Here is a 23,015-nt window from a genome sequence, read left to right as displayed (position 1 = left end):
TGCTATTACTTTTTATTCATTTCGCTTCCGTTACAGAGCATAGCCTGAGAGCACTGGACAATGCATCTATTGCCTTGGGTCTCGGAAAACTGGCACGCCAGGCCAAAGCGACCGTCCGACTGGGTGATGGCGGGCGAAAAGGCTTTGACGACAATACATCTGGGGCGTAGTGGCTACCGACCAGGGCCGATTCAGGCAGCACACTAATGCCCATTCCGGAAGCCACCATATGGCGGATGGTTTCCAGAGAAGAGGCTTCGATACCGCTTCCATCATCACCGGCATCGTTTTTCTGAGCCAGAAGCGGACAGGCCTCCATAACCTGATCCCTGAAACAGTGACCTTCACCCAGGAGCAGTAACTCTTCGTTCACCAGCTCTGCGGGATCTATATCCTGCTTCGACAGCCAGGGATGCCCGGCTGGCAATAAAACCCTGAAAGGATCGTCATATAAAGGCAGGGTCAATACATCAGGCTCAGTAAACGGCAAGGCGATGATAATGGCGTCCAACTCGCCCATCCTCAGTTTTTTTCGCAACACCGCAGTAAAGTTTTCTTCTATATACAGAGGCATTTTAGGCGCCACCAGTGCCAACTGAGGCACAAGGTGTGGAAACAGATAAGGCCCGATGGTGTATATAGCCCCCACCCTCAGGGGAGTGCTCAACTGATCGCGCCCGGCTGTGGCAATCTGTTTGATGCCCGACACTTCTTCCAGAACTTTCCGGGCCTGACTGATCACCTTTTCCCCCATCGGGGTCACCCGTACCGAATTTCGCGATCGTTCGAAAAGTGCCAGCCCGAGCTCATCTTCCAGCTTTTTCACTCCCACACTGAGCGTAGGCTGGCTGACATGGCATTTGGCAGCAGCACGACCAAAGTGCTGCTCCTGAGCAAGAGTCACAATATAGCGCAATTCTGTGAGAGTCATAATGATAGGCGCCTGCCAGGAAAATACCAGAACACTGTAAATTTAAACAGTTTTTTTTTCAAACTATTCCTTTGGCTTTCTGTCAAAAGCAGAGGGTGTATTACCAGAGCCGCAGAGAGAAACGTCCAATTTAAGTAAGGTTACTTGCATTTCCCTGAAGATAAAGGACACTCACGGGTGTCCTTTTTTTAAAAAATGACGGGGCCGCTATGAATAAAAATGTATTGATCGCCGGTTGTGGTGATGTCGGTTGCGAGTTGGCACAGCAGCTTCTGGACACAGGTAATTACTTCGTCTGGGGATTACGCCGGAGCATCGACCGTTTACCCGGACGCGTTCATCCTGTAAAGGGCGACCTCTCGAATCCGGAGCAGCTGGGCGAATGGCCCAACAAAATTGACTATGTCGTCTATGCGGCCGCTGCCGATGGACCCGGTCAAGACAATTATCATAAAGCCTATTTAAGAGGTCTTTCCAACGTTCTTTCCCGCCTTCAGGCAGACGGCCATCGGCCAGAACGAGTGCTCTTTACCTCCAGTACCAGCTGTTACCACCAGAATGATGGTCAGTGGGTGGATGAAACCTCACCCACGAATCCTGGTCGTTATTCCGGGAAGATCATGCTGGAAGCAGAAGCCATTTTGATCAATAGTCCATTTCCTGCAACAGCCGTTCGCTTTGGCGGTATTTATGGTCCCGGAAGACATCGCATGATCAACCGGGTAAGAGCCGGTGAAGGTTGCAAAGCAGAGCCTGTCATCTACGGCAACCGTATACACCGTGATGACTGCGCCGGTATTCTGGCTCACCTGATTCAACGCGATGAACAGAAGCTTCCCGTTGACTCCCTTTATCTGGGAGTTGACCATGAACCTGCGCCATTATATGAAGTACTGCACTGGCTTGCGGATCAACTCGATATAGTGCTGGATGACAACCATCCTGCTCCCCAGCCCCAGAGAGGCAGCAAACGTTGCAGCAATCAAAGAATTGTTGATGCAGGTTACACTTTCAGGTACCCAAACTATAAAGCTGGCTACTCAGAGCTTTTAAGCTCAATATCTTCTGAGTAATTCTTGTTAAAGGAATATGAAAAAATCGCTTATCGGATAGAGCGCTGCGCTCAAAGGACAGACTTGGAACAAGAAGAAATATAACAACCATGCAGCCAGGAAAATGGGTTTATCTGACAAACATCCTTCCGCCTGTGGCTGAGATATTTTTAACTGCGAGCGAAAAAAGCCTGCACAGAAAAAAATACCTCAATACTCGATGGAGAGATTCCCTGAGTATAATCCCCCCGGATAGCTATTAAAAAATCACCTCAACTCCAGAATGGCATCAATCTCGACCGGAACACCTTTGGGTAACTCTTTGACGCCAATAGCAGCACGGGCAGGGTAGGGCTGAGTGAAATACTCGGCCATAACCTCATTGACCGCATTAAAATTGCTGAGGTCGGTCAGGAAAATGCCCACTTTTGCCGCATCCTGAAGTTCTCCGCCAGCAGCTTCGGCAATGGCTTTCAGATTTTCAAAGCAGCGTCGGGTCTGCGCCTTGAAGTCTCCCTGCTCCAGTTCCATGGTCTCCGGAATCAGAGGAATCTGGCCGGAAACATAAACGGTCGTTCCCGCCTTAACCGCCTGAGAATAGGTCCCAATGGCCTGAGGCGCATTCTCAGTGTTTATGGTCTGTCTGTTACTCATTATGCGCTCGCTTCTAAACAGAAAAGAGCCAAATAGTAAGGGACAACACGTATTTTTCAAGTCCCTCTGAAGTTTTCGCCCATAAAAGGCTCCTAGGCTTCTCTGCGACGGTTAATGGAGTGAACGCCCTTGATCACACGAAGGCGTTTAATGATTCGGGCCAGATGGAGACGATCCCTTACCTTGATCACCAGCTGAACCATGCAGAAGCTGGCATCACGCTCTTCCATGCTGATTTTTTCGATGTTGCCCTCCACTGCAGTGACACTGGTTGCCAAAGAAGCAATCATGCCTCGGTGGTGCTCCAGCTCTACCAACAACTCGACTGTGAATTCGCCGGAAACATCTTTGTCCCAATCCACCTCCAGTACTTTTTCAGGGCTATGACGAATATCAGCAATGTTTTTACAGCTTTCGGTATGAATCACGATGCCACGGCCTGAGCTGACGTGCCCGACAACCGGGTCACCCGGAATCGGGTAGCAGCACTTGGCAAAGCTGATCACCATGCCTTCCGTGCCCCGGATCGACAGTGGTTTCTCTGAGTCAGAAGTATCGATCTGGTTTTTTTCTGCTTCCACACTGCCAGGCTCCATCAGCATACGTGCAACGACGTATGCCATGCGGTTGCCTAAGCCTATATCTTCCAGAAGGTCATCCACAGTATCGAATTTCAGCGCTTCAATCTGACCTTTCAGAACCTGGTCGTCCATATCATCAAGATGACTCTCGAAGCTGACCAGAGCCTTGTTCAACAGTCGACGACCAAGGGCAATGGATTCATTGCGCCGCTGATTCTTGAGGAAGTGACGTATATTCGATCGGGCTTTTCCGGTCACAACAAAATTCAACCAGGCGACATTAGGTCTTGCACCGGGCGCTGTGACCACTTCTACCGTCTGCCCACTCTGCAATGGTTGACTCAGGGAAGCCAGACGACGGTCAATGCGACAGGCTACACAAGTGTTACCCACATCAGTATGCACGGTGTAGGCAAAATCAACGGGAGTGGCACCCTTGGGTAATTCAAGAATATGCCCCTTGGGTGTAAAGACGTAAACTTCGTCCGGGAACAGGTCGATCTTAACGTTCTCAATAAACTCCAGTGAATCACCGGCATTCTTTTGCAGTTCCAGAACACCTTTAAGCCACTGACGTGTTCGGGCATGACTGCCGGACAGCGCTTCATCTCCGGATTTATAGAGCCAATGAGCAGCAATGCCATTATTGGCCATATCCTCCATTTCCTGGGTACGGATCTGGATCTCAATGGGAACGCCATGCATACCAAAAAGACTGGTATGAAGTGACTGATAGCCGTTGGCCTTAGGGATAGCAATGTAGTCTTTGAAACGCCCCGGAATAGGCTTGTAAAGATTATGAACCATGCCTAACGCACGGTAACAGGAGTCGGCACTTTCAACTATGATACGGAATGCGAACATGTCCATGATTTCGGCAAAGGACTTGCTCTGGTTACGCATCTTTCGATAGATACTGTAAAGGTGCTTTTCCCGTCCTACCACCCGGCCCATCAGGCCGACTTCTTCAAGGCGGGCAGCAATGGCTCTCTGAACCTGACCGACAAGATCCTTGCGATTACCCCGAGCCTCTTTTACTGCCTGACGTATCATTCGGGATCTCATGGGATACATGGCCTGAAAGCCGAGATCTTCAAGTTCAATCCGCAGATTGTGCATACCCAACCGGTTGGCAATCGGCACGTAAATGTCGAGGGTTTCTCTGGCAATCCGACGACGCTTGTCGGGTCTGAGAACACCCAGAGTACGCATATTGTGAAGTCGGTCTGACAGCTTGACCAGAATGACCCGGATGTCCCGTGCCATGGCCAGAGCCATTTTCTGGAAGTTTTCGGCCTGGGCCAGAGTCTTGTTTTCAAACTGCATGTGCGTCAGTTTGCTGACTCCGTCAACCAGATCGGCTACCACTTCACCGAACTGTTCGTGAATGGCAGATTTTTCAATTCCGGTATCTTCGATAACATCATGCAGCATGGCGGCCATCAGACTATGATGGTCCATGTGCATGTCTGCAAGAATCGCAGCTACTTCGAGGGGGTGGGTAATATAAGGCTCACCACTACGCCGGGTCTGACCGTCGTGCGCCTGTTCAGCGTAATAGTAAGCCCTACGAACAAGATTCACCTGTTCGGGATTCAGGTAGGACTTCAAGCGGCCGGCAAACTCTTCAATAGTCAGCAAAGCCCGCTCCTCCTGTGCAGCCATCCAGCCATCCAGCCATCCAGAACATCTCCGGGAGAGATCTGGAGGTATTAACCCTCAACGCCAGCCAGAAACATGGCTGCTTCGTCTTCGTCTACCACTTTTTCTTCAACAGACAAAGGGGTTACCAGACCTTCTGCAATTTCGCGTAGCGCCATAACGGTGGGCTTGTCGTTTTCCCACTCCAATTTGGGGTCCTTACCACCAATCGCCAGCTGACGGGCACGCTTGGAAGCGACCATAACCAGCTCAAAGCGATTATCAACATTGTCCAGACAGTCTTCTACGGTTACTCGAGCCACTGCTCACCTCTCAAATTTGATCACTGTGGAAATGCCCTTTCCTATTCGCCCGACCGGGGTTAATGTTCTGCCTCTTTTCGGTCAGACTCCCTGGAAAGAGCACTTTTGTTCCATGGCTGAAACAGCCTGTTTTCCGACCTTACAGTTTACTTTACGACCCGAGTCCAAACAAGCCCGTGACGGGTCAGCAGCCATACTACGGAAGGTCAGTTCATCAGTCATTGGTTATTTATCGGCAACTGATTTGATTGCGTCAGATCAATAGGTCTTTCCGAAGCACATCCTTATAATGACACATCCGCTCTTTTTACTGGACAGCCACGAGACTATGACAAAGGCTAAAGAAGTAGAGATTTTCTACCTTTCGGACTTCCCTTAGAGGTAGTTATGCAGTTATTTATATAGTATCGCCGTCACCTGACATTATTATTTTGCCACCGACAAATCAGAACAAAACTTATGACAATCACGGTTAATCAGCTGACGACTCCGGAAAAGCTGGCAGCATTGCAATCAGTAATGAAAAGCCAGAACATTCACGCGTGGATTATTCCAAGCTCCGATCCACACCAGAGCGAATACGTGGCCGATCGCTGGAATGGTCGTGCCTGGCTGTCCGGGTTTGATGGCTCAGCAGGTACCCTTGTGGTACTTCAGGAGCGGGCGGCCTTATGGACCGATGGCCGTTATTTCCTTCAGGCTGAAGAACAACTGGCGGGCAGCGGCATTGAACTGATGAAACAGGGGCAGACTGATGTGCCGCCAATCAACAGATGGATAGCAGATAACCTTGAAGAAGGTCAGGTCGTTGGCTTTGATGGCAAGGTTGTCAGCCTCAGGTTCGTCAGAAATCTCAAAGGGTCGTTTTATAGCAAAAGCCTCTCCCTTAAAACCGATCTTGACCTGCTGAGTGATATCTGGAAAGACCGCCCAGCCATGCCTGCTGAGTCCGTTTTCCTCCACAGCAATGAGATGGCAGGAAAAACTCGTGAAGAAAAGCTGGCTGAAGTACGGAAAGAAATGACAGCAGCCGGAGCCGATCATGTTCTGCTCACAGCCCTGGACGACATCGCCTGGCTGTTCAACCTGCGTGGTTCTGACGTTGAATGCAACCCGGTTTTTCTTGCTTATGCTCATATTACCAAAAACTCGGCACAGCTCTTTATTGACGAGAGTCGTATAGATAAAAACGCTCTGGGAGCACTGAAAGCCTCATCTGTAGAGTTGAGAGCTTATTCAGCGATTGCAGACAGTCTGTTGTCACTCGACAATGTTGCACTGTTGATTGATCCCGCGACTACCTCTCAGTCGCTGTTTGAGGCTATTGCAGACAGCGTCGATGTTATTGAGACCACCAGCCCGGCCAGAAACCTCAAAGCGATTAAGAATCCCTTTGAAATCAAACGCATGAATGACTGCCATCGTCGTGATGGTATCGCCATGGTGCGCTTTATGCGCTGGCTTGAAGGCCAGATTTCCACGGGAACCCTGACCGAAGTTACCCTGGATGAAAACCTTCAGGCATTTCGGGCAATGGCTCCTGAATTTAAGGGACCAAGCTTTTCGACCATTGCCGGATATGGGCCTAATGGTGCGGTCATTCACTATCGGGCTGAAAAAGACACCTGCCTTACAGTTCAGCCAAAGGGGCTTCTGCTGGTTGATTCGGGAGGCCAATACCCGGATGGCACCACAGACATTACCCGCACCTTTGCCTGCGGTGAAATGACCGAAGAGGAGAAGAAAGACTACACTCTGGTGCTCAGGTGTCATATTAACCTGGCACGGGCTCGTTTCCTGCGAGGTACCCGTGGCATCCAGCTGGACATGCTGGCAAGGCAACCGGCATGGGCTGAAGGTCAGAATTACAATCACGGTACCGGTCATGGTGTAGGATATTTCCTGAATGTTCATGAAGGCCCGCACAGTGTCAGCCAATACTTCCTGGATGTGGCTCTGAAGCCGGGTATGCTGATTACCAATGAGCCAGGTATGTATCGTAATGGCAAGCACGGTATCCGGATCGAAAATATCATGCTGGTTGAAGAAGATATCAAAACCGAATTCGGCGATTTCTACAAACTGACAGACCTGACTCTGGCACCGATTGATACCCGTCCACTGTTGCTCGATAAGCTCAACAGTGGGGAGATTGAGTGGCTGAACAACTATCACGCCAGAGTGAGGCGTGAACTGTCTCCACTTTTGGAAGGGGAAGATCTGAAGTGGCTGACCAACGCCACGGAATCAGTCTGACCAGAGGCAACTATAGAATAAAACGGCAGCCCGATGGCTGTCGTTTTGCTCCTTATGTTCAGTTCAACAAACCTTCAATCAGGCCGGACTTGTAGTGCTGCATCCAGCCAATAGACAAGCGACGGCTCCTGATGATCGTTTGCAGGTCACGCAAAGCCAGATCAAACTCATCATTGATAACCAGGTAATCAAACTCTGCATAGTGAGACATCTCATTCACAGCCTGATTCATACGACGTTCAATCACCTCTAAGTCATCGGTGCCTCGACCGATCAAACGCTCACGAAGCGCTTCCTTGGAAGGAGGCAGAATAAAGATGCTGACGGCTTCTGGCATCAGCTTGCGCACCTGCTCGGCACCCTGCCAGTCAATTTCAAGAATAACGTCTTCGCCGGTATCCAGCTGTTCCCGTACCCAGGCTTCAGAGGTGCCATAGTAATTCCCGAAGACTTCTGCGTGTTCCAGGAACCGGTCCTGGTTCATCAGCTCCAGAAAAACGTCCTTGCTGGTGAAGTGATAGTTCATTCCGTCTGTTTCGCCGGGTCGAATCGGACGGGTTGTGTGGGAAACCGATACCTTCACATGGGGAGTCGACTGAACCATAGCCTTGACCAGACTGGTCTTGCCGGCTCCCGAGGGGGCTGCGATGATATAGAGTTTACCTTTGTTTACCATGATATCTCCAAACGACAGCAGTAAGGCTGCCGGGGATTTAAATGAAACACTTCCGATGCACACTAAGTCTTTTGAACATTGCGGAGAATGATTAGAATGCAGTTTAACAGAAGCTAATAAGTCTTCTTTAGTAGAATAAGTTTTTGCAGGGGTTGCAACGAGGCCACCATGAATAATAACAAACAGCCGGTACGCCTGTTGACGCTTGAGACTTCCAGAAACGAGGCAGAGCGTTGGGTTAAACTTTTCCGCAACTCCGGCCTTCCGGCCCGCGTACAACATCTGGAAACTCTGGATGAGCTTGAAGAGGCGCTGAACACTGGCCTTTGGGATTTATTGCTCACGGTTGAAGAAACGCCCATGCTCAATGCCGAGCAGGTTTTGTCCAGCATCAGGAGATTAAAGCTCGATATTCCAGTCATTGTATCTGTTCATGATAATAAACCCGACATGATTAAGCACTGGCTGGAGAAAGGAGCAGGTGATGCCATCCATCACTGTCACGAAGAACACATGTTGCACGCCATTCTCAGAGAAAAAGCGAGTCAGGAACGCCGACAACAATTGCAAAAGCTGCAAAAAGAGCTGAACGACCTTAAGCAGCGTTGTCAACTATTGATGGACAATACTTCACAGGCCATTGCCTATGTTCACGAAGGCATGCACATCGATACCAACCCTTCTTACATCAAACTGTTTGGTTATGAAGACCCGGATGATCTCGCGGGTATGCCTCTGATTGATATGATCGCTTCCCAAGACCAGCCTCTGTTTAAAAATCTGATCAAGCATTTCAAACCGGGCGATGAACAGCCCGCTGTTGAGTGCCAGCTAATAAATGCTGAAGACCAGACGTTTTCGGCAACAGTCCTGTTATCTGATGCAGTGTTTGATGACGAGCCGTGCATTCAGGTCATAGTCAAAGCCAGTGCTCCCGCATCAGCAACAACGACGGTCGTTCATCAGGAAGACGATTCTATTCTGATTCCGCGAAAACACTTTACCTCGGTGCTCAACTCTGAACAGGAGCCGGAAACCCTGGCTTATCTGAGGCTCGATAACTATGACTCGATTCGGGAAAATATAGGCATTGACGGCAGCATAGCGGTTCAGGAAACAATCAGTCGGCTTCTCTGTGAACATGTACCCGAGAGCACGGCCACACACTATGGTGACGAAGTATACCTGATCAATGTCCATGAAAAGAATATTACCGATCTGGAGCCTTTAAGAAAGGCTCTGGAAAATGAACTGATCTCTGCAGGGCAGCAAACTCTCTTCACCACAGCCAGTATTGGCCTGGCTGAGAATGGTCAGGAATGTGATGGACAAGCCATGCTGGAGCGCGCCCGTCTGGCCTGTCATCTGGCAGCCAGCAGCGGAGGTAATAAGCTCGAATTCTTTTCCCAAAGCGCTATCGATAATCAGAAAGCCTGTAATGGTGATACCGTTGCCATAATTCGTCAGGCTCTTGAAAACGACAGTTTTCGTTTGTTGTTCCAACCTGTGATCAGCGTAGCCGGAGATGGTCCTGGCTATTATGAAGTTCTGTTGCGTCTTCTTGACCAGAAGGGCAGAGAAGTCCCTGCCGGCGAGTTTATCAATGCCGCAGAAGACAGTGACCTGATGCCATTTATTGACCGATGGGTTATCCGTCAGTCCGTGAAGCTGCTGTCCAGAAAGCTCAGAAACGGTGAAGATACTCGACTGATGATTCACATCAGTCAGGCCAGTCTGGATGACGAAGAATTTACTGAGCGTCTGTCTCGCCTACTGCAAGCTGCAGATGTTCCAGGCCATATGATTATCCTGCAAATGGCCGAAAGACTGATTCACCAGCATCTCAATCAGGTTAAGTCTTTCGCGGAACGTTTGCAGCCTGTTGGCTGTCAGTTTGCCATGACCCAGTTCTCGGGCGAGTCACGCTCCATGAGAATCATGGAACACCTGGATCTGGTGTTTGTGAAACTGGATTATCTGTTCACGGAAAAGCTTGATCGTAATGACGATGCTCATCTCAGGAAAGCCACGAAAAATCTCAAGAGCCTCAATAAAGTCATTATCATGCCCGGGGTAGAAAATGCCCAGACACTGACCAGCATCTGGCAGCTGGGTGTTGATTATATGCAGGGTCATTATCTGCAACCGCCTCTTGAATCCATGACCTACGACTTCAGCAGCTAGCAGCCTGTGACTTGAAATTGAACGATTGAAAGAGTTCAAAGCCACCCTGATCAATAGCGCCGTAACCGGCAAAATCAAGGTAGCCTCAGGGCATCAGGCAGCATCCGGCTGGTAGGGGGTAACGTCCAGTTCTTTCTGCTTCAGGTGCCACAGGTCATGGGCATTTTGTATCCGCAGCCAGTGGTCGGCAGAGGGTTTGCCAAACACCTTTTCCAAACGCAATGCCATTTCTGCGGTAATCGCCCCCCCACCGTTGATGATTTTGGACAGGGTTTTACGGCTTACGCGCAGGTGTTCGGCTGCCTGGGTAACGGAGAGTCCAAGCGGCTTCAGCAGATCTTCACCCAGAATTTCACCGGGGTGAGCGGGGTTATATATTGCCATCAGTGGTAATCCTCGTAATTGACTATTTCGACACCGGCCTGAGTCAGTCGGAAGGTAACTCGCCAGTTGCCACTGACGGTGACCGACCAGATACCCTGCCGTTCTCCTTTCAGCGGGTGCAGACGGTAGCCGGGAAAATCCATTTCAGAAATGTGCTCTGCTTCGTCCAGGTTAGTGAGAATACGCTGTAATTTTCTGGCATGTTGCGCCTGTATTCCCGAGGTTTTACCGGTACGATAGAACCGCTCCAACCCCTTATGCAGAAAACTGATTATCATAGCTAAAGTGTAACCTCAAAGGTTCCAGTGTCAATTGAGAGATAATGATGGTCAGCCAAACCAATGAGCAGGCACTTGGGGCTGCCATCGAACAGCAGCCTAACGGCATCTGCCTCAAACACTGGAACAGGGTAGCAAAGGATGCTGCCGCCGTTGCGCCGAGCCAGAGTTTCCAGCTGGGTTATACAGAGGATTTCAACGCCTGGCATACTGTGGATAAGCTGTATACAAAAAGAGGTTTTGGGCATTCCTGCAAGGAGGAGAGGTTCAGGCCAGGGTGTTTGCTGTAATACTCTATCGTCACTAATATGTGTAAATATACAAATAATATACACATTGGTGAATCATGCGCACGAACATAGTAATCGATGATGATTTAATGGCACAGGCATTGAAGGCTACTGGACTGGAAACCAAAAAAGAAGTGGTGGAGCAAGGCTTGAAACTGCTGGTAAGACGCGCTCAGCAACAATCCATCAGAAGCCTGCGGGGCAAAATCCAGTGGGAAGGGGATTTGGATGAAATGAGGCGTCAACGATGATATTGGCGGATACCAGTGTCTGGATTGACTATCTCAATGGCAAGATCACTCCGGCATCGGATTTACTGGATGCCTGTCTTGTTGAGGGTACCCTCGCCATGGGAGACATTGTTTTTCTGGAAATTCTGCAAGGTATCCGGGATGACAAACAGTTCCGAAAAGTAAAAAGCAAGCTGTCGTTATTGGATGAATATACGCTGTTTGGCCCGTCCATGGTCATTAAGTGCGCTAATAACTTTCGGGCATTACGCAACAAAGGGATCACGGTTAGAAAAACCAATGATGTCATCATTGCCACATATTGTATCGAGCAAAAGATACCATTGCTCTACGCCGACAGGGATTTTAACCCCTTTTCCGATCACCTTGGGTTGATATCGGCACTGGCGTGAAAGGAATATGTCGTTTGTGGAGCAGGGTTTAAAAAATAGACTCTGTCAGGCCAGGCTTCTGACTTCAGAGGCTACAGGCAGCCTATAACGACGAGACTTACGCAGAAGCCTCCATCAGCATGGTGACAAACCTGGCGACTTTTAATTCGATAAATTATCAATATCTTCCGGGCGCAGACGGTTCTTGGCTTTGCCTTCACGGTATTCCCGGTCGGTATTAATGAATAGCACATGCTTAGGGTCTGCTGCCCTTTCTTTGCTGGGTTGAGCTTGTACCGCTTTTGGGCTGGTATAAGCAGATTTTTGTTGCAGAGTGCATGTTAACGTTATTGGAGAGATAGCACTCGAAAAAACCGACAACTAAAGCTGATTCGGTTTTTTCGGTTGTTTTACGAGATGGCATTTTTTTGTACTGGCAGGGATTATGGCTCGCTGAATGGGTTGGGCAGCTGGTCAAAACGGCTCAATAGCGTGTGAGTATCCCCATAACAATCATAGGCCATAGCGCAAATACGTCTGGCATGGCCCTCGAAATAGTCGCACCATATAGTCTCACCAGCACAGATGTTTCAAATCTTCCCTATTCGGCCAACAAGCCAACCTGCAAGGGAACAATCAAGAGATACCGTCAATGCTTGAAGTATTAATTTCTGCTACCAATGCCTTTTGCAAGTAATATGAAGGCTGATCTGGATCGGTTACCCAGTCCGGACGGAAAGCGCATTGGCACCCAGCCCATCGCTTCTGGCGATCATGTCATTGCCTGGCAGGTGCATGCGGTTAAGGGCTACCGGAATAGAAAGGAGTACACGGATGTTATTGCAGTAGAAGCCCGCAGCCGCTATTCCATTCTTTTTTCTAACCCGATGTTTTCTGATTTAAACGAGTTTGCTGAGCGATTTACCAAGCGCTGGGCCAGAGAGTCTATCCATATGGCCATAGTAGAGTGGCGCTACCACAGAAGACCAGGCTCAGACCATGTATGACCAGTTTCTGGATAGGGATAAGGTCATCCGGTTTTTCAGAAATACCGACCTAAGCGTCAATGGACATGTTACGGATGCTGAGCAGTGGCTGAGCCAGTCCTATGAACTTTATGGGTTGGAACAACTGAAGGAGAGTGAAGAAACCCTTTTCCTGCTAAAGCAACTACTCTTAACGGGCAGGAGGCATCATTGGCTCTACCAGATAATGTGATCAGCCTTGATGAGGTACGCAGGCGTAAGAAGGTGTAATAGGCATAAAAAGCATGACTGAATACCAGTATTATGAGTTGGTAGCCGTTGACCGACAGTTGTCCAAAGAGGAGATGGGCCATCTCCGGGGGATTTCCAGCCGGGCACAGATATCGTCTACCCGGTTTTGTAACACTTATAACTACGGTGATTTAAAAGCCGACCCGAGGCAGTTGCTGAGCAGATTTTTTGATGCTTATGTTTATGTTTCCAATTTTGGCTACAAGGTTTTTGCCATCAAGATGCCTCGAAATCTTATCGATGAGTCGCTGCTGCTTCGTTATCTGGTGAATGATACCAGCAGTTACACTGGGGTGGCTGGTCACTGGATCATTGAGTTTGCTTATGAAAATGAAGACGGCTACGACGACGATTGGGATGAAGGTGATGGCTGGATGGGCAGCCTGTTGAACATTCGCAATGAGCTGATGCACGGTGACTACCGTTCACTGTATCTGTCCTGGTTATCTCAAATGGACTGGCTGGAGCCAGATTCCCTTTCCCCCGCCATCTCACCCGGCATTGATGATCTTTCTGCCAGCCAGAATGCGTTGTGTGACTTCCTGAAACTCGATGCTCAGCGGGTTGTAGCGTCGGCCCGGGTCAAACCGGATTATGTCAGTGTTCAGCCGGAAGCACTGGTTGATCGGGCTCAGGAGGTGCCCTCCAGCAGTTCGGTCACGGTTGGCCAACTGCTGGCTTCCGCCGAGGAATTGCGGAAAAAGGCCCATGAAAAGGCTATGGAACAGAAGCTGCGGCAACAACAGGAAAAGGCCGCAACTGTGGCCGCCAATGAAGATGCCTGCTGGCGCCGGGTGGAAGAGTTGTTTGAGAAAAGGCGTTCTTCTACGGTGTATTCTGAATTGTCTGCAGAGCTTGGTGATCTTCAACTCATGGCCAAAATGCTCGACAGACAAACAACCTACGATCGGAAGCTGGCAGAGCTAAAACAGCGTTATGCCAAGAAAACCAGCCACTGGCAGGGGTTAAGGCGCCGGTAAACGACCGCTGCTTATTAATCAATTAGATATCACAGACTGCCTTGAGCCCCAGCTATCATTGATTGGTTTTGAAAGGTACGGTTTGCTTTAAAAATGTTCAATCCATTGCCATAGCCTTGCGAAGGGGGGATTACAACTACATCAGTCTGGAATCCGCACTATCGGAATATGGTGCTATTTCCCAGATTCCAGTGGATCGGCTGACCATCATGACTACGGGGCGAAAGGGAGAGTATAAAACCCCTTTTGGGGTTCTTGAATTTACCCACACCCGCCGATCAGTCGCCGATATTCTGGACAGCGCCAGAGCCTCGTTATGCACAAATGAACATCGACAAATGGCAAATCTCAGTAATAACTTCTCCAGGCCGTAAAGATACTCCTCGGCAAAAAATCAAGATTGAAGTCGCTAATGTGCCTGCATACACCAAAAAAGCATTGCCACTGAGAGTGAATTATCCGTTTCTACCCGATGGCTATGGCGACACTTTGGTATTCACTAAAACCCTTGACGAAGTGCTTGCAGACAAGCTGATTGCATTGCCTGCGACACAAAAATACATTCGCTACCGTGATATATGGGATCTGCCCTGGCTTCTGCAACAGGGTGCCGAAATGAATGTTGAGCTGGTGAAAAAGAAAGTGAACGATTACCTGCTTGATGACTTTGGTTATTTTGAACAACGACTGGATCAATTGATTCAGAATATCCCTGAAATGGTATCCGATGGTCGTCTGAAAACGGAAATGCAGCGATTTATACCTTCTGACGTCTATGAACGCACACTGGGTAAGGAAAAATTTTCAGGCTATTTGTCAGGGACGTTAAACAAACTGTTTAGCGGATTGAAGGGAGAGCTTTATGGTAAAGATGAACCTCCCGAGTTCAGAATGTGATGATGGTCGAATGTTCTTTACTGGAGTAATGATAACAAATGAATAACAGTAACCCGCCAGTCAAGCCCTCTATGGATTATGCTCAATTGTTGGAGGCTCTGAACCGAGCCAGCACCTTCGATCTGTTCCGGCTGAACGCCATGATCGACCTGGAGCTGGAGTCGTCAGAGCGCATAGGGCGGATCAAGGCGGCACTGACCATAGGACAGAATGAGCTATTTTGACCGTAATAGCAATTCGCTTCGTGACTGTGAAGTCTTGCAGCTTAGGCAAAAGCGAGCACTGGTACTGGATTTTACCGATGGTAAACGCTGGTCAGTGCCTTACTACATGCTCAATCTTGAAGGAGCCGATGCCCGTGTTAATCATGAAACCCGGCAAGGGCTGAGTCGCCATGCCATTGCTGTTGGAGATCTGCTGGGTTTTAAAGATAAGCAGGGAGAGGAACATTTTGGGCATGTCCTCCGTCTGAATACTAAATCGGTCACCCTGAAGGTGGCAGAAGGGCAGTGGCGGGTCGCTTATTCACTGCTCTACCGGGTTCTGGATGGGCAGGGTGACCAGGAAGGGGAACTTTTGATTGACGGTGAGAGGGCTGATCAGTGCAGTGAGACAGTGCAGGGTTCATTACTTGAATGAATAAAAACTGTCTTCTAATCATTGAACGCCAGAACCTCGCTTAGCTGTTATCCTGACTCAACATTTGCAGGCCTTTGTCACCGAAGCCTAACAGGTAAAGTATGCTATCCAGACCCAATATTGAGACAGACTGTCTGGCGCTCTGTCTGACCAGGGGCTTGGCCCTGAACGCAACACCCAACCCGGCCACTCCCAGCATGGGCAGGTCGTTAGCTCCATCGCCTACGGCAATGGTTTGCTCCAGAGAAACCCCCTCTCTCCGGGCGATCTGTTGGAGCAAGGTCGCCTTGCGCTCGCCATTGACGATTTCACCTTTGACTGCACCAGTCACTTTGCCATCAACTATTTCCAGTTCATTGGCAAAGATATAGTCGACCCCTAATCGCTCCTGAAGGAAGCGAGCAAAGTAAGTAAAACCACCAGACAGAATGGCTGTTTTATAGCCCAGGGCATTCAGGCTCTGAAACAGCTTCTCAGCCCCTTCTGTTATAGGAAGCTTTTCGGCTATGCCTGCCAGAACCGACTCATCCAGACCTTTCAGCATGGCCAGTCTCTCGCGGAAACTCTCATTAAAATCCAGTTCGCCCTGCATGGCCCTTTCAGTGATTTCTGCCACCCTGTCACCCACACCCGCCGCTTCAGCCAGCCGATCAATAACCTCGGCTTCAATCAGGGTAGAGTCCATATCAAACACCGCCAGTCTGCGATTTTGACGATAGATGTCGTCTTCCTGAAAGGCCACATCCATATCCATCTCCGGGGAGATGTGTAAAAAGTCCGCTCTCAATTTATCCAGATCGGGAGAAACACCCCCGACCGAGAACTCCAGACAACGGCCAGACAGTCGGGTAATCTGATCGATATTCAGCCCATGTTCAGCCGTGATATTGGCAACACCGGCGATTTGTTCTGCCGTTATATTTCTGGAAAGCAGGGTCAGGATGTAACGATTGTTGCCCTGACCGGATACCCACTGTTCATAGTCTTCATCAGAAAGGGCCTGATAATTAAACTGAAGTTCAAGCTCATCAAAGTGAAAACGCAGATCTGTCACCACGGGAAAGGTTTCCAAACCTTCTGGCAATCGAAGGATGATCTGCCATGAAAGAGTCCCCACGGTCAGGGTGTCACGGATAATCGACTGGCGAGTATCAAGCATTTCCAGCCCCCCGTTCTGATGAGCACAGGTGGCCATGATGGTCGTTATTGTGGACATCAGACCGGGCTTGTCTTGCCCTGTCACGTTGATCAGCAGAATCTCTCTCACAGTTCACCTGACTTCTTATCGTTTTGAATGAAAAACGGTGGTAACCAGCCTTGTTCTATCGCTCATGGTGGTTAGACAATGCATTGTAACTCATAGAGCTCATTGCCGTCAGGCAGTGAGGAGCCCTGACGCTTTTTGTCCTATATTCTGATCTGGTTAAAAGGGGGAATCACGTCATGGACAGCTCAAATAAAACACTTTATGAGTCAGAAAAATCTGGGAATTGGAAAACAAGCTACACTGTCGGTTTGTTGCAGTAATCCATCAAAGGCAATGGGTATTTACCTGCTCTGCATCAATATCCCCACTCAACATACGACAATCAGGGTTTGTGTAGCATTGCAGGTCGGAGTGATCAATAGTCGGCACCGTTCAAGCATTAGGTGTTTCCAATTTATTTTCTGCTAAGTGGGTTTTTTCAATGCGAAACAGCTTACGGCAAACATTGTTATTTTTTACTTTGATTGCAGTAGGAACAGTTAAAGGAGATTCTCCCCCAACCCCTTCGCCTGAGCCATTATCTATAGTGCTGGGCGATGGTTCCATTATTGTTGTGGGCGATATAATTTTATCCATCCATGGTTTTACTCCGTTTTTTGATTCCCAAAAAGGCTCAGTACTGCTGATTTCAGACATTAACGAAAAAGATACCATCAGACTTCGGGCAGATGGTGGCCAGTCTCTGGTTGTGACTGATCGTTCAGGTCATCTGATCCACATTGATTTGCAGGCTCTGTTAGAGAAGAAGAAGGCTGCTTTTGTGCCTGTTGATGCTTCAATTCAGACTGAAAAAACAGGACAGTTTTTTTCGGGCATCACTATAAAGGCAAAAACATTGCCAACTGGTTTAAACGGCTTGCCGACGAGTGTTTTTTTACAAAGCAGCGATTATCGAAAGAGCAGTCAGCGAGAACAATATTCAGGCAGCCTGACTCCAGATCAGGCTATTTTTTCTCTTGCAGGTCTTGGCAGCAAGGGAAACTCTCCCTTGTCAACAAGTCATGGACTTCTGGGAATAAACGACGACAAATCAATACTCTCTAACTTTCTGGATTATCCGATAACACCAACTTTTGTAGAAGTGACGGCCTTTATGAATTATGAAAACTACGCAGATACTGAAAACGTTAATGACACTATGATTCTGCTGAGGTTCCTGGTGGAGAAATTGAAAACAATAGAAATGCTTCATTCTCTTCTAATGACAGATTTTTCTGAAGACTTTCTTGATAAAGAAGAATTTAATGAAAGATTCTGGGTGGAAGACCAGCATCAATCGCTGAAGCTGGAAAGTCTTTATCATTATTTGGTATCCAGAAAGCAAAGAGAAATAGACAATGCGTCCCAAACTATTGATGGTGCGACCGGGAGCGCTTCGGCAGCGTTGCCAGGGTCTCAAAACGCAGTGACAGCACTGGGTTGTGCGATTGCCAGATTGATTAGAATACTATTCCCGGAAAATACAGATGAAAGAATCAATTCTATCCTGGAACAATCTCTTGGACCGGCGGTTACAAGGGAAGAAATATTTTCACGGTTTCATCAAGATGATGAATTGCTACTGGCAGGCATACTAACAGCATCATGTCTTGCAATGCGTCATATGCGACATGCCGAAGAAAGAGCAGGCATAGAAGAGTCAGATGAAGATGAAACCTCAAGCTCGAGCTCAAGCTCAAGCGAGAACAGTGATTTTGAAAGATGGTATGAAAAAAAATATGGTGGCAAACCCAATTGACCTGTTTGGTGATACCTATGAGTTTCTGATCTCAAACTATGCCGCCAGGTAAGTCTCTATAAGTAAACCTTTTCACTATAAGCTGTATTTTCGTCAGGTTATTAGCCAACAGACAAGCCTTTAAGACCATCAAGTAACGATTTGATCTGTAATACCTCAAATTCACATTTTGCAGCTTGATAGACGGGGCCGCCAGGAGCAAAAAGGAGTTCTTCAAATTTGACGCTGGTTTGAATAGCTGGTAACCCATTCATATGACCACATTCGAGTGCACTTTTAATAGCACTATTATGGAATAGAGAGAATAACACCTCATCCCCATAATAAAAGTGCTTATAAATAGCACTAAAACCATCACCGGATTTATGTTCCATAACTTCTGAAATATTGCAAGGTTCAAGATACCCGAGTAATTGGATGACCTTCTCAAATACTTGAATATACTGGCTAGAATCTGTCTTTTCAAAAAGTTTATCGATGGCAATTAGACTTTTTTTAACTGAATCCAAGCGCATTATGATTCTTGACAAAGTTTCCTGAGCTTTTTTGTTTGTTGCGTCTATTTCACTGCTTGTCTGGTTAGACACTACTCTCTGTTCAAGTGACGTGCTGGTGCTGGCAACGGCTCCCAACCTCTGACATGAGTGATCGGGATCAATCCTGTTTACAGCATGACTCAATGAAGAATCAAGATTATCAGCTACCGTTGTAGTTCTGCCAAAACTGACACCCTCTGGTGTTTCCTTCTTAGGCTTTAGCGAAAATAAACCAACAATGCCGGAATTGTTATCTACATTATTCATATTTACTACCTTTTTTAGCTAGCTTCGTTCTCACTTAGCAAGAGCATTAAAAAAATGACTTAATAGTTTTGAGTTAATTTTGGAACAAAGGTTCATAACATTGAAGTCAGTGCAATTAACAAACCTGCGAATAAGGCATGATCTATTCGATGATTTTATATTTACGGTAAGTCAGGCCACTTTCAGACAGTTACTTGTCATTTTGTAGTATTTTGGCGCTCCCAGACCTCTTCCGGGCGAGGCTTTCGGCGAAGGTAGACTGTCCCTTTTTTACTGACAGAGCTATCGAGATCCTTGCTCCGCCTATTGCTGATTGCAATAGCCAAATCTCTGAGTGGCAGCGTATTGTTAGAAGAACATCATTTTCAGGAATGCCTCAATGACCAGAGCCCCAACAAACTGTTTTAGCTGTTATTGCAGGGTCATTGATTTTACCCCGCAGCTGTCTTTGATTTACTCACCCTATTCAACTTTGAGTACTGTGCAAACCATATCAAACAAAACGAGTAAGCTGTAGCTCACTATAAACTGCCTTTTCGCTCAGGTTATTCGTGGACAGGTAAACCTTTAAGACCATCAAGTAACGATTTGATCTGCAATACCTCAAATTCACATTTTGCAGCTTGATAACCGGGGCCACCAGGAGCAAAATAGAGTTCATCAAATAAGGCGCTGGTTTCAACAACTCTAGCTCCCAGCTTCACAGGATTACGTGTATCACCAGGACTGACAGTATTCTGCAATAAAGAGAATAACATCTGACCCCTATAATAAACATTAAAATCAACAGTACTAAAAAAATCATCACCGATTTTAACAGAACCTGCCCCAACATTAAATCTTACAACTACTGAAATCTTGCAAGGTTCAAGATGCTGAAGTAATTGGATGATATTCTCTAATACTTGGATATCCCGAGTATGGGCTGTATTTCTACAATATTCATCCTCGGCAATTATTTTTGTTTTAAAATCATCTAAGTGATTTATAATTTTTGACACAGCCATCTGGGGTCTTTTTTTTGCTGCGTCTATTTCGGTGTTCGTCTGGTTAGACACTACTCTCTGTCCAAGTGACATGCTGGTGCTGGCAATAGTTTCCAACCTCTGGCTTGAGTGATCGGTGTCACTTCCGTTTACAACATGGCTCAATGAAAAATCAATTTTGTCAGCTGCCATTGTGGTTCTGCCGAAGCTGACACCCTTTGGTGTTTCCTCCTTAGGCTTTAGTGAAAATAAACCAACAATTCCGGAATTATTATCTGCTTTATTCATATTTAATACCTCTTTAGTTAGCTTCATTCCCACTTAGTAAGAACATTTGAGATTGATTCAATAGTTTAGAGTTGGTTTTGGCACAAAAGTTCATGACATTGAAGTCATTGCAATTGAATAACCTGCGAATAAGACCTGATCTATTCGATGATTTTATATTTACGGTAAGGCGACTTTACAGGTAGTTCCTTGTCATTTTGTAGTATTTTGAGTCTCCCAGCCCTCTTCTGAGGGTGTCGCAAAACTCTCTCCGGCGTGGGAACGCGTTGATTCCCGTCATTGCAAGCTTCATTCTCGTCATTCCCGGCTTCATTCTCGTCATTCCCGCGAAGGCGGGAATCCACACTGACTCTCCACCAGAACCATACTGCCCGGTGTCCCCCTGGCCTTGTCATCCCCGAGAAGGCAGAGATCCACCATTGGCGCTGGATTCCCGCCTTCGCGGGAATGACGACTTCAGAGCGTGAGAACGAGCTGTTGAAGTTTTGCGACACCCTCGATTGGGCGAGGCTTTCGGCAAAGGTAGTAAGTAGACTGCCCCTCTTTTACTGGCAGAGCCATCGAGATCCTTGCTCCGCCTATTGCTGATTGCAATAGCCAAATCTCTGAGCGACAGCGTATTGTTAGAAGAAGATCATTTTCAGAAATGCCTCAATGACCAGCTCCCAGCAGGCTGTTTTCAGCTGTTGGTGCGGGGTCATCAATTATACCCGGCAAATGTCCGCTCACCCTGTCCAGCTTTAAGTACTGTGCGAGCCATTTCAAACAGAATGGCAAAATATAGCTCACTATAAGCTGCTTTTTCGTCAGGTTATTAGCGAACGGACAAGCCGATAAAATCAGCTGCTCTGAAGTCTCTCAAACTCACTTTTTGCAGCTTGATAACCAGGAGCACCAGGAGCACCAGGAGCACCAGGAGCACCAGGAGCAAAATAGAGTTCATCAAATAAGGCGCTGGTTTCAATAACTTCAGCTCCCTTCTTTAAAGAATAACCTTTACCACAAGGCATGAAAACATTATGGTGTAAAGAGAATAATACCTCAGACCCATAATAAAAATTAAAATCAGTAGTACAAAAAGAATGATCACCGAATTTAACAAAGCATGTGGAATCACAGCATTCTGCAAATTCTGAAATATTACCAGGTTCAAGATGCCCAAGTAATTGGATTACATTCTCAAATACTTGGATATCTGGGTTATGAGCTGTATTTCTACAATATTTATCCTTGGCAATTAGTCTTTCTTTCATACCATCGAAGTGATCTATGATTGCCGACACATTCTCCTGAGCTTTTGTTTTTGCTGCGTCTATTTCGGTGTTCGTCTGGTTAGACACTACTCTCTGTCCAAGTGACGTGCTGGTGCTGGCAATAGTTTCCAACCTCTGGCTTGAGTGATCGGTGCCACTTCCGTTTACAACATGGCTCAATGAAGAATCAACTTTGTCAGCTGCCATTGTGGTTCTGCCGAAGCTGACACCCTTTGGTATTTCTTCCTTAGGCTTTTGCGAAAATAAACCAACAATTCCGGAATTCTTATCGACGTTATTCATATTTAATACCTCTTTAGTTAGTTTCGTTCTCACTTAGCAAGAACATTTAAAATTGATTCAATAGTTTAGAGTTGGTTTTAGAACGAAGGTTCATAACATTGAAGTCATTGCAATTAACAAAGCTGTGAATAAGGGCTGATCTGTTCGGTGATTTTATATTTACGGTAAATCAGCCCACTTTTCAGACTGTTGCTTGTCATTTTGTAGTATTTTGACGCTCCCGGCCCACTTCTGGGCGAGGCTTTTCAGCGAAAGTGATAAACTGAACTCTTTTTTACTGACAGAGCTATCGAGACCCATGCTCCGCCTGTTGCTGATTGCAGTAGCCAAATCTCTGAGCGGTAGCGTGCTGTCAGAAGAACCTTATTTTCAGGAGTGCCTCAATGACCAGTGTCCAACGACGTTCGTGGCTCAGTAGTTGGCTGTGATTTTAAAAAAGAGACCAATAACAATGTGCTGACGGATCAACATATCCAGCAGATTATGGCGTTCTTCGACAGCAAGACGATGTGGAGCATGTCGCAAAGTCGGTCAGCCTTGAGACGATCGCTGACAATGACTACAACCTGTCGGTCAGCAGTTATGTGGAAGCCAGGGATACCCGGGAGAAGGTTGATATTACCCAGGTGAATGCTGAGCTGAAAACACGGTTGGCAAAATAAATCAACTACGCTCGGAGATTGATGCCATTGTGGCTGAGTTAGAAGGTACA

General features: G+C 47.4%; 26 protein-coding genes and 1 pseudogene. 16 read left to right on the top strand and 11 right to left on the bottom strand.

The annotated features are described in order from the left end of the window. Window positions 1-16: 16 nt before the first annotated feature. Window positions 17-931, bottom strand: coding sequence for a LysR substrate-binding domain-containing protein (locus ACOJUO_RS08365; RefSeq protein ID WP_422139508.1), 915 nt, complete (start codon window positions 929-931; stop codon window positions 17-19). 209 nt (window positions 932-1,140) lie between these two features. Here ACOJUO_RS08365 and ACOJUO_RS08360 point away from each other — a divergent pair, with 209 nt between their 5' ends. Then, window positions 1,141-2,004, top strand: a complete 864-nt coding sequence (locus ACOJUO_RS08360) for an SDR family oxidoreductase (protein ID WP_422139507.1) — start codon at window positions 1,141-1,143, stop codon at window positions 2,002-2,004. A gap of 246 nt (window positions 2,005-2,250) precedes the next feature. Here the strand turns inward: ACOJUO_RS08360 and ACOJUO_RS08355 are convergent, their stop codons facing one another. The 3 genes from ACOJUO_RS08355 to rpoZ form a co-directional block, all read right to left on the bottom strand. Beyond that, window positions 2,251-2,637, bottom strand: a complete 387-nt coding sequence (locus ACOJUO_RS08355) for a RidA family protein (RefSeq protein ID WP_317144337.1) — start codon at window positions 2,635-2,637, stop codon at window positions 2,251-2,253. A gap of 92 nt (window positions 2,638-2,729) precedes the next feature. Continuing rightward, window positions 2,730-4,883 (bottom strand): bifunctional GTP diphosphokinase/guanosine-3',5'-bis pyrophosphate 3'-pyrophosphohydrolase, encoded by a 2,154-nt coding sequence (gene spoT, locus ACOJUO_RS08350; protein ID WP_422136274.1) that lies wholly within the window; start codon window positions 4,881-4,883, stop codon window positions 2,730-2,732. 47 nt (window positions 4,884-4,930) lie between these two features. Beyond that, on the bottom strand, window positions 4,931-5,182 hold the full coding sequence (rpoZ, locus tag ACOJUO_RS08345; RefSeq protein WP_252177852.1) for a DNA-directed RNA polymerase subunit omega: 252 nt from the start codon (window positions 5,180-5,182) through the stop codon (window positions 4,931-4,933). 459 nt (window positions 5,183-5,641) lie between these two features. Here rpoZ and ACOJUO_RS08340 point away from each other — a divergent pair, with 459 nt between their 5' ends. Further along, window positions 5,642-7,438: an aminopeptidase P family protein gene (locus ACOJUO_RS08340; protein ID WP_422139506.1), complete on the top strand. Its 1,797-nt coding sequence runs from the start codon at window positions 5,642-5,644 to the stop codon at window positions 7,436-7,438. A 58-nt stretch (window positions 7,439-7,496) separates the two neighbouring features. Here the strand turns inward: ACOJUO_RS08340 and gmk are convergent, their stop codons facing one another. Beyond that, complete coding sequence (gene gmk, locus ACOJUO_RS08335; protein ID WP_422136272.1) at window positions 7,497-8,114, bottom strand: guanylate kinase; 618 nt, start codon at window positions 8,112-8,114, stop codon at window positions 7,497-7,499. A 168-nt stretch (window positions 8,115-8,282) separates the two neighbouring features. On the opposite strand from gmk, the gene ACOJUO_RS08330 reads away from it, so the two are divergent. Beyond that, on the top strand, window positions 8,283-10,298 hold the full coding sequence (locus tag ACOJUO_RS08330) for an EAL domain-containing protein (protein ID WP_422139505.1): 2,016 nt from the start codon (window positions 8,283-8,285) through the stop codon (window positions 10,296-10,298). Between the two features lie 93 nt (window positions 10,299-10,391). Here the strand turns inward: ACOJUO_RS08330 and ACOJUO_RS08325 are convergent, their stop codons facing one another. Both ACOJUO_RS08325 and ACOJUO_RS08320 read right to left on the bottom strand, forming a co-directional pair. Continuing rightward, window positions 10,392-10,682 carry a HigA family addiction module antitoxin gene (locus ACOJUO_RS08325; protein ID WP_422136270.1) on the bottom strand — a complete coding sequence of 97 codons (291 nt, stop codon included), beginning with the start codon at window positions 10,680-10,682 and terminating at the stop codon, window positions 10,392-10,394. Next, window positions 10,682-10,960 (bottom strand): type II toxin-antitoxin system RelE/ParE family toxin, encoded by a 279-nt coding sequence (locus ACOJUO_RS08320; RefSeq protein WP_422136269.1) that lies wholly within the window; start codon window positions 10,958-10,960, stop codon window positions 10,682-10,684. Before ACOJUO_RS08320 ends, ACOJUO_RS08325 begins: the two co-directional genes overlap by 1 nt. A 44-nt stretch (window positions 10,961-11,004) precedes the next feature. Between ACOJUO_RS08320 and ACOJUO_RS08315 the strand changes: the two genes are divergently transcribed. The 10 genes from ACOJUO_RS08315 to ACOJUO_RS08270 all read left to right on the top strand — a co-directional run bounded on the left by ACOJUO_RS08315 (window position 11,005) and on the right by ACOJUO_RS08270 (window position 15,665). After that, the gene (locus tag ACOJUO_RS08315; protein ID WP_422139504.1) at window positions 11,005-11,250 is read left to right on the top strand and encodes a hypothetical protein; all 246 of its coding nucleotides are present in this window, start codon (window positions 11,005-11,007) and stop codon (window positions 11,248-11,250) included. A 56-nt stretch (window positions 11,251-11,306) separates the two neighbouring features. Then, window positions 11,307-11,501 (top strand): type II toxin-antitoxin system VapB family antitoxin, encoded by a 195-nt coding sequence (locus tag ACOJUO_RS08310; RefSeq protein ID WP_422136267.1) that lies wholly within the window; start codon window positions 11,307-11,309, stop codon window positions 11,499-11,501. Further along, a complete protein-coding gene (gene vapC, locus ACOJUO_RS08305; RefSeq protein ID WP_422136266.1) occupies window positions 11,498-11,893 on the top strand; it encodes a type II toxin-antitoxin system VapC family toxin in 396 nt (131 codons plus the stop codon). The genes ACOJUO_RS08310 and vapC overlap by 4 nt, the downstream gene beginning before the upstream one ends. 677 nt (window positions 11,894-12,570) lie before the next feature. Then, window positions 12,571-12,879, top strand: a complete 309-nt coding sequence (locus ACOJUO_RS08300; protein ID WP_422139503.1) for a hypothetical protein — start codon at window positions 12,571-12,573, stop codon at window positions 12,877-12,879. Next, window positions 12,872-13,090: a hypothetical protein gene (locus tag ACOJUO_RS08295; RefSeq protein WP_422139502.1), complete on the top strand. Its 219-nt coding sequence runs from the start codon at window positions 12,872-12,874 to the stop codon at window positions 13,088-13,090. The genes ACOJUO_RS08300 and ACOJUO_RS08295 overlap by 8 nt, the downstream gene beginning before the upstream one ends. Window positions 13,091-13,142: 52 nt before the next feature. After that, window positions 13,143-14,129, top strand: a complete 987-nt coding sequence (locus tag ACOJUO_RS08290; RefSeq protein ID WP_422139501.1) for a hypothetical protein — start codon at window positions 13,143-13,145, stop codon at window positions 14,127-14,129. A gap of 68 nt (window positions 14,130-14,197) precedes the next feature. Further along, a complete protein-coding gene (locus tag ACOJUO_RS08285) occupies window positions 14,198-14,503 on the top strand; it encodes a hypothetical protein (RefSeq protein WP_422139500.1) in 306 nt (101 codons plus the stop codon). A gap of 40 nt (window positions 14,504-14,543) precedes the next feature. Continuing rightward, window positions 14,544-15,026 carry a nucleotidyl transferase AbiEii/AbiGii toxin family protein gene (locus ACOJUO_RS08280; protein WP_422136261.1) on the top strand — a complete coding sequence of 161 codons (483 nt, stop codon included), beginning with the start codon at window positions 14,544-14,546 and terminating at the stop codon, window positions 15,024-15,026. 38 nt (window positions 15,027-15,064) lie between these two features. Further along, window positions 15,065-15,250, top strand: a complete 186-nt coding sequence (locus ACOJUO_RS08275) for a hypothetical protein (RefSeq protein ID WP_422136260.1) — start codon at window positions 15,065-15,067, stop codon at window positions 15,248-15,250. Further along, window positions 15,237-15,665 (top strand): hypothetical protein, encoded by a 429-nt coding sequence (locus ACOJUO_RS08270; protein ID WP_422136259.1) that lies wholly within the window; start codon window positions 15,237-15,239, stop codon window positions 15,663-15,665. The genes ACOJUO_RS08275 and ACOJUO_RS08270 overlap by 14 nt, the downstream gene beginning before the upstream one ends. A 40-nt stretch (window positions 15,666-15,705) precedes the next feature. Here ACOJUO_RS08270 and serB read toward each other — a convergent pair whose 3' ends face one another. Further along, on the bottom strand, window positions 15,706-16,932 hold the full coding sequence (gene serB / locus ACOJUO_RS08265) for a phosphoserine phosphatase SerB (RefSeq protein WP_422139499.1): 1,227 nt from the start codon (window positions 16,930-16,932) through the stop codon (window positions 15,706-15,708). 421 nt (window positions 16,933-17,353) lie between these two features. Here serB and ACOJUO_RS08260 point away from each other — a divergent pair, with 421 nt between their 5' ends. Next, window positions 17,354-18,670: a hypothetical protein gene (locus ACOJUO_RS08260; protein ID WP_422136257.1), complete on the top strand. Its 1,317-nt coding sequence runs from the start codon at window positions 17,354-17,356 to the stop codon at window positions 18,668-18,670. Between the two features lie 101 nt (window positions 18,671-18,771). On the opposite strand, the gene ACOJUO_RS08255 is transcribed toward ACOJUO_RS08260, so the two are convergent. Both ACOJUO_RS08255 and ACOJUO_RS08250 read right to left on the bottom strand, forming a co-directional pair. Beyond that, window positions 18,772-19,473, bottom strand: coding sequence for a hypothetical protein (locus tag ACOJUO_RS08255; RefSeq protein WP_422139498.1), 702 nt, complete (start codon window positions 19,471-19,473; stop codon window positions 18,772-18,774). Window positions 19,474-20,018: 545 nt separating this feature from the next. Further along, window positions 20,019-20,747 carry a hypothetical protein gene (locus ACOJUO_RS08250; protein WP_422139497.1) on the bottom strand — a complete coding sequence of 243 codons (729 nt, stop codon included), beginning with the start codon at window positions 20,745-20,747 and terminating at the stop codon, window positions 20,019-20,021. A gap of 266 nt (window positions 20,748-21,013) precedes the next feature. Here ACOJUO_RS08250 and ACOJUO_RS08245 point away from each other — a divergent pair, with 266 nt between their 5' ends. After that, on the top strand, window positions 21,014-21,214 hold the full coding sequence (locus tag ACOJUO_RS08245; protein WP_422139496.1) for a hypothetical protein: 201 nt from the start codon (window positions 21,014-21,016) through the stop codon (window positions 21,212-21,214). A gap of 372 nt (window positions 21,215-21,586) precedes the next feature. On the opposite strand, the gene ACOJUO_RS08240 is transcribed toward ACOJUO_RS08245, so the two are convergent. Continuing rightward, window positions 21,587-22,303, bottom strand: a complete 717-nt coding sequence (locus ACOJUO_RS08240; protein ID WP_422139495.1) for a hypothetical protein — start codon at window positions 22,301-22,303, stop codon at window positions 21,587-21,589. 503 nt (window positions 22,304-22,806) lie between these two features. Here ACOJUO_RS08240 and ACOJUO_RS08235 point away from each other — a divergent pair. Then, window positions 22,807-22,965 (top strand): annotated as a pseudogene (locus tag ACOJUO_RS08235) (N-6 DNA methylase); the annotation flags it as partial. Between the last annotated feature and the right edge of the window lie 50 nt (window positions 22,966-23,015).

Origin of the sequence: Endozoicomonas sp. ALC020, from assembly GCF_049275935.1 — a bacterium.
GTDB lineage: Bacteria > Pseudomonadota > Gammaproteobacteria > Pseudomonadales > Endozoicomonadaceae > Endozoicomonas_A.
The sequence above is the reverse complement of the archived record's forward strand: the minus strand, read 5'-3'. Positions and strand labels throughout refer to the sequence as shown.

Coding starts and splice junctions, on each gene's coding strand:
- ACOJUO_RS08295 (WP_422139502.1), top strand. CDS start 12,872: ATGTATGACCAGTTTCTGGATAGGGATAAGGTCATCCGGTTTTTCAGA.
- ACOJUO_RS08300 (WP_422139503.1), top strand. CDS start 12,571: ATGAAGGCTGATCTGGATCGGTTACCCAGTCCGGACGGAAAGCGCATT.
- ACOJUO_RS08250 (WP_422139497.1), bottom strand. CDS start 20,747: ATGAATAAAGCAGATAATAATTCCGGAATTGTTGGTTTATTTTCACTA.
- ACOJUO_RS08325 (WP_422136270.1), bottom strand. CDS start 10,682: ATGGCAATATATAACCCCGCTCACCCCGGTGAAATTCTGGGTGAAGAT.
- ACOJUO_RS08255 (WP_422139498.1), bottom strand. CDS start 19,473: ATGAATAATGTAGATAACAATTCCGGCATTGTTGGTTTATTTTCGCTA.
- spoT (WP_422136274.1), bottom strand. CDS start 4,883: ATGGCTGCACAGGAGGAGCGGGCTTTGCTGACTATTGAAGAGTTTGCC.
- ACOJUO_RS08320 (WP_422136269.1), bottom strand. CDS start 10,960: ATGATAATCAGTTTTCTGCATAAGGGGTTGGAGCGGTTCTATCGTACC.
- ACOJUO_RS08240 (WP_422139495.1), bottom strand. CDS start 22,303: ATGAATAACGTCGATAAGAATTCCGGAATTGTTGGTTTATTTTCGCAA.
- ACOJUO_RS08365 (WP_422139508.1), bottom strand. CDS start 931: ATGACTCTCACAGAATTGCGCTATATTGTGACTCTTGCTCAGGAGCAG.
- vapC (WP_422136266.1), top strand. CDS start 11,498: ATGATATTGGCGGATACCAGTGTCTGGATTGACTATCTCAATGGCAAG.
- gmk (WP_422136272.1), bottom strand. CDS start 8,114: ATGGTAAACAAAGGTAAACTCTATATCATCGCAGCCCCCTCGGGAGCC.
- ACOJUO_RS08270 (WP_422136259.1), top strand. CDS start 15,237: ATGAGCTATTTTGACCGTAATAGCAATTCGCTTCGTGACTGTGAAGTC.
- ACOJUO_RS08275 (WP_422136260.1), top strand. CDS start 15,065: ATGAATAACAGTAACCCGCCAGTCAAGCCCTCTATGGATTATGCTCAA.
- ACOJUO_RS08330 (WP_422139505.1), top strand. CDS start 8,283: ATGAATAATAACAAACAGCCGGTACGCCTGTTGACGCTTGAGACTTCC.
- ACOJUO_RS08355 (WP_317144337.1), bottom strand. CDS start 2,637: ATGAGTAACAGACAGACCATAAACACTGAGAATGCGCCTCAGGCCATT.
- ACOJUO_RS08260 (WP_422136257.1), top strand. CDS start 17,354: ATGCGAAACAGCTTACGGCAAACATTGTTATTTTTTACTTTGATTGCA.
- ACOJUO_RS08340 (WP_422139506.1), top strand. CDS start 5,642: ATGACAATCACGGTTAATCAGCTGACGACTCCGGAAAAGCTGGCAGCA.
- ACOJUO_RS08360 (WP_422139507.1), top strand. CDS start 1,141: ATGAATAAAAATGTATTGATCGCCGGTTGTGGTGATGTCGGTTGCGAG.
- ACOJUO_RS08290 (WP_422139501.1), top strand. CDS start 13,143: ATGACTGAATACCAGTATTATGAGTTGGTAGCCGTTGACCGACAGTTG.
- ACOJUO_RS08315 (WP_422139504.1), top strand. CDS start 11,005: ATGATGGTCAGCCAAACCAATGAGCAGGCACTTGGGGCTGCCATCGAA.
- ACOJUO_RS08310 (WP_422136267.1), top strand. CDS start 11,307: ATGCGCACGAACATAGTAATCGATGATGATTTAATGGCACAGGCATTG.